Origin of the sequence: Burkholderia sp. Ac-20384 (genome assembly GCF_017104605.1) — a bacterium.
Classification (GTDB): Bacteria; Pseudomonadota; Gammaproteobacteria; order Burkholderiales; family Burkholderiaceae; genus Burkholderia; species Burkholderia lata.
Genome location: NZ_JAAGPE010000500.1, coordinates 1 through 3981, shown reverse-complemented (window position 1 = coordinate 3981; position 3981 = coordinate 1). Strand labels below are relative to the sequence as shown.

At 68.7% G+C, this 3981-nt stretch carries 7 protein-coding genes; 3 read left to right on the top strand and 4 right to left on the bottom strand.

Annotated elements, in window-relative coordinates:
* On the top strand, positions 1-663 hold a 663-nt coding region (locus G3O00_RS40575), incomplete at its 5' end, for a HAMP domain-containing sensor histidine kinase (RefSeq protein ID WP_206146362.1).
* A gap of 3 nt (positions 664-666) precedes the next feature.
* On the opposite strand, the gene G3O00_RS40570 is transcribed toward G3O00_RS40575, so the two are convergent.
* Positions 667-1131: an Lrp/AsnC family transcriptional regulator gene (locus tag G3O00_RS40570; RefSeq protein ID WP_006481526.1), complete on the bottom strand. Its 465-nt coding sequence runs from the start codon at positions 1129-1131 to the stop codon at positions 667-669.
* A 255-nt stretch (positions 1132-1386) separates the two neighbouring features.
* On the opposite strand from G3O00_RS40570, the gene G3O00_RS40565 reads away from it, so the two are divergent.
* Both G3O00_RS40565 and G3O00_RS40560 read left to right on the top strand, forming a co-directional pair.
* Entirely contained in the window at positions 1387-1932 is a 546-nt protein-coding gene (locus G3O00_RS40565) for a Spy/CpxP family protein refolding chaperone (protein WP_011352173.1), read from the top strand.
* Between the two features lie 135 nt (positions 1933-2067).
* The gene (locus tag G3O00_RS40560) at positions 2068-2499 is read left to right on the top strand and encodes a PGDYG domain-containing protein (protein WP_206146361.1); all 432 of its coding nucleotides are present in this window, start codon (positions 2068-2070) and stop codon (positions 2497-2499) included.
* Between the two features lie 33 nt (positions 2500-2532).
* Here G3O00_RS40560 and G3O00_RS40555 read toward each other — a convergent pair whose 3' ends face one another.
* The 3 genes from G3O00_RS40555 to G3O00_RS40545 form a co-directional block, all read right to left on the bottom strand.
* Positions 2533-2895 (bottom strand): DUF3022 domain-containing protein, encoded by a 363-nt coding sequence (locus tag G3O00_RS40555; protein WP_206146360.1) that lies wholly within the window; start codon positions 2893-2895, stop codon positions 2533-2535.
* Positions 2896-2907: 12 nt separating this feature from the next.
* Positions 2908-3696 carry a YhfC family glutamic-type intramembrane protease gene (locus G3O00_RS40550; protein ID WP_206146359.1) on the bottom strand — a complete coding sequence of 263 codons (789 nt, stop codon included), beginning with the start codon at positions 3694-3696 and terminating at the stop codon, positions 2908-2910.
* 54 nt (positions 3697-3750) lie between these two features.
* Positions 3751-3981 (bottom strand): substrate-binding domain-containing protein (locus G3O00_RS40545; protein ID WP_206146358.1); only part of this gene is annotated, 231 nt, incomplete at its 5' end.

Sequence of the window (3981 nt, the reverse complement as noted above, 5' to 3'; positions counted from 1 at the left end):
GCCGAGGCCGACCTGCCGGACGATGCGTGCGCACGGCTCGCCGCGCTGCGCGGCGGGCTCGACCGCAGCCGCCACCTGATCGGGCAGCTGCTCGCGCTCGCACGGGCGCAAAGCGCGCCGGCCGCGCCGCCCGGTAACGTGTCGGTCCATGCGGTCTATCGCCGCGTGCTGGAAGACCTGATGCCGCTCGCCGACGCGAAAGCCATCGACATCGGCATCGAAGACGGCCCGGATACCTCCGTGCCCGTCGACGAGCTCGAACTCGTATCGCTCGTGATGAACCTGGTCGACAACGCGATCCGCTACACGCCGCCGGGCGGACGCGTGGACCTGTCGACGCAACGCACGGACACGCACGCGTGCTTGACGATCGCCGATACCGGGCCGGGCATCGCGCCGCACGAACGCGAGCGCGTATTCGATCCGTTCTACCGGGTGCCGGGCAATGCGCAGATCGGCTCCGGGCTCGGCCTGTCGATCGTGAAGATCGTCGCGGACCGGATGGGCGCCGGCATCACGCTCGCGTATGCGGACGAAGCGGAATCGCGCGGGTTGCGCATCTCGGTGCGGATTCCGCTGGTGCAGACGCCTGGCGCGACGCAGCCCGACAGCCCGGCCGATACGCCGGCGCAACACGCACCGCGCGACGGAGGCCATGCTTGAACGTCAGCCGCCGATCGTCCCTCGATCGATCTTGCGCGACAGGATGATCGACGTCGTCGTGCGTTCGACGCCTTCGAGCGTGCCGATCTGGTCGAGCAGGTCGTTGAGCCGTTCGGGCGAATCCGCGCGCAGCCACGCGACGTAGTCGTACTCGCCGCTCACCGCACACAGCAGCTGCACCTCGGGCATCCGGTCGAGCTTGCGCAACACGTCCTTGCCGAACTTCGGCGTGAGGATGATGCCGACGTACGCGTAAATGCTCGCGTCGAGCACATCCTGCCCGAGCCGGACGCTGTAGCCGGCGATCACGTTGGTGCGCTCGAGCCGCGCGATGCGGGCGACGACCGTCGTGCGCGCAACGTCGAGCTGGCGCGCGAGATCCGCAACGCTGGCGCGCGCATCGGCCTGCAGCAGCGCGACGAGTTGCCGGTCGAGATCGTCGAGTTGGTCGAGGCGGGGTGGACGCATGAGGCTGGGCCGGGGCACGACGCGCCGGCTGAGTGGAAGGTGACGCGATGATAGCGCCGAACGCCGGCCCGCCCAAACGCCATCGCCCGGCGCCGAGTCGAACCTTTCAATTTCGATTCGTATCGGATGTAAGCAAGTGTCGCATTCACTGCTGCGCCGCACGCAACGTGCTACTAATAGCAGGCGACGCGAGAAGCGCGCTTGCGGCAGTTGCCGCCGCGCCCGCTCGCAAGACACCACCCCGGAGAGCCAACCATGAAGAAAATCTCGCTCACCCTCGCCACGCTCGCCGTTGCAGCCAGCGCGTTCGCGCAAACCCCGGCACAGCCGCAGGCGCCCGCCCAGGCCACGACGGCCGCGGCTTCGGCCCCGAGCGCCGAGCAGCGCGAGGCGCGCCACGAAGCGCGCGTCGAGCAACGTATCAAGTACCTGCACGACCAGCTGAAGATCACGTCGGCGCAGGAACCGCAGTGGAAGACGTTTGCCGACACGATGCGCGACAACGGCGACACGATGGGCCGCCTCTATCGCGAACGGATGGCCAAGCACGACGTCTCCGCACTCGACGACATGAAGCAGTACGCGGAACTGTCGCAGGCGAACGCCGACGGCGCGAAGAAGCTCGCCGACTCATTTGCACCGCTCTACGAGAGCTTCCCGGCCGACCAGAAGGCACTGGCCGACACGACGTTCCGCAGCTGGCTGCATCACGGCGGCGAACACCGCGGCAAAGGCAAGACGAAGGGCAAGGAAGGCAAGGCAGCAGCCGCGCCGGCCGCCAGCGCACCCGCGCAGCCCTGACGCCCTCCGCGCCGGCGCCGTGCCGCCCGCCCGGGCCGAACGACGCCGCGCCGCTCCAGGCGACCGGCGCGTCACACGGCGCGCCGGATTCGGGATAAGCTCCCGGCTTTTACAGCTTTCCCGCCCTCTCCCGCCATGCTCGAACTCAAGCAAATCGACCTGCGTACCGATCCGCAGGCCCGTCGCGTCGTCAAGGATGAAACCGTCGCCGTTTCCTTCGCAGGGGCCGACGGCGAACTGATGAGCCTCGAAGGCCCGAACCGCTACGTCGCGGGCGACGCGCTGATCACGGGCTCGACCGGCGACCGCTGGGTCGTGTCGCGCGCGCGCTTCAACGCCAAATACCTGCCTGCCGATCCGGCACTCGCACACGGCGCACCGGGTGCGTACCGCAACCGGCCGGCCGTCGTGCTCGCCCGCCGGATGGACGAGCCGTTCACGATCGCCCGCTCGGAAAACGGCGACACGCTGCGCGGCGTCGCCGGCGACTGGGTGATGCAGTACGCGCCCGGCGACTACGGTGTCGTGCAGGCGCAGCGCTTCGCGCAGGTCTACCGCGACGCGTAATGCAGCACGCCGGCATTGCGCCGGCGCGAACGATCAAGCAAAGTCTTCGTCGAGTTCGAGTTCCGCGTCGCGTTCGACGGCCTCGCCGGCCGCGTGACGCTCCTCGAGCGACCCGAGCATCGCTTCCGTATAGGCATGCAGCACCGCGTGGCTGCGTGCCCGTTGCACCGGCTTGAGCGCCAGGTAGCGCGCGAGCGCGGCCGGCACGATCCGGATATCGAGCGTCATCCGCTTCGGCGCCGAGCCGAAACGCATCGCCAGCCACTGCACGGACAGGAACCGCCCGCGTGCGTCGGTGTTTTCGGCGAAACGCGTCTGCTCCGGAAAGAGATCGCAGATCACGCGTGCGAGCGCGTCGAATTCCGCGCTCTGGCATTCGATCAGATAGTCATCCATCCCGTCCTCCCGTCAGGCTGCCGATTGCGACGGCCGGCATGCCTTCACCAGCACGACGACCAGGATCGCGGCCAGCACGAAATACACGGCCTCGACCCAGCCGGCCGGCAGCACGCGCACCTGGTACAGCAGCGCCGGTGCGGCCGCGAGCGCATGCAGCGCGATCGCGAGCGGCAACACGCCCGCGCGGCCGGCGCGCACGCCGCGCCAGACCAGCACCGACAGCGCGAGCTGCAGCACGAATGCCGCGCAGCGTTCGAGCAGCAACAGCAGGATCGACTGTGCCGACAGCGTCGCGAGCATCACGTGCAGCCGCACGACGGTATCGCCCGGCAGGTCGGCGAGCTGGGTCTCCAGCTGGCCGCGGCTCGCGAGCCACGCGAGATACGACCACTGGCCCCACACGAGGACGCCGACGAACCATGCTTCGGCGCCACCGTGACCGATCCCGTAGCCGATTCCGCGGCCGTCACCGGCCGACGGGCCATAGCGGCGGTTCAGGAAACGCATCCCGAGATAGCGGCCGACTTCCTCGAATACGGCGGTTGCGAGCGCGCTGTACGCGACGAACGCGAGCGGCTGCGTGAGCCAGCCATCCGGCGGCGTCTGGCTCAGCACGAGCCCGTGGAACGCGCGTTCGAGGATCATCGCAAACAGCGTGAAGACGGCCACGCCGACGATCGTGTCGCGGCGGTTCAGCGCCAGTGGCTTGCGCAGAATACGGAAGAGGACGAGCGGCAGGAGCGCGATGATCAGCGTGGCGGCGATCAGCACCGCCAGCGTGATGGGGGCGACAGTCATGTATTTCCTTGTTCGGGGCAGCGCACCTGACGCGCTGCGTGCCCCGAATGATACTCAGCTTGCGGTCGACGCGCGCGCAACCAGCTCGCCCGGCAACAGCGAGACGCGTACGTCGCCCGCTGCGCCGTCGATCCGCTCGTGCACGAATTCGACGGCCTTGTAGCCGATTTCGTAGGTCGGCTGGCGGATCGTCGTGATCCCGATCAGCTCGGCCCATTCCGGATCGTCGATCGACAGCAGCGCCGCCCTCTGCTGCCAGGCGGTGCCGAAGCGCGCGCGCAGGTA

What these genes read in the sequence shown, in the direction of transcription:
- G3O00_RS40570 (WP_006481526.1), bottom strand. Translation starts at nt 1,131, where the DNA reads ATGCGTCCACCCCGCCTCGACCAACTCGACGATCTCGACCGGCAACTC.
- G3O00_RS40565 (WP_011352173.1), top strand. Translation starts at nt 1,387, where the DNA reads ATGAAGAAAATCTCGCTCACCCTCGCCACGCTCGCCGTTGCAGCCAGC.
- G3O00_RS40560 (WP_206146361.1), top strand. Translation starts at nt 2,068, where the DNA reads ATGCTCGAACTCAAGCAAATCGACCTGCGTACCGATCCGCAGGCCCGT.
- G3O00_RS40555 (WP_206146360.1), bottom strand. Translation starts at nt 2,895, where the DNA reads ATGGATGACTATCTGATCGAATGCCAGAGCGCGGAATTCGACGCGCTC.
- G3O00_RS40550 (WP_206146359.1), bottom strand. Translation starts at nt 3,696, where the DNA reads ATGACTGTCGCCCCCATCACGCTGGCGGTGCTGATCGCCGCCACGCTG.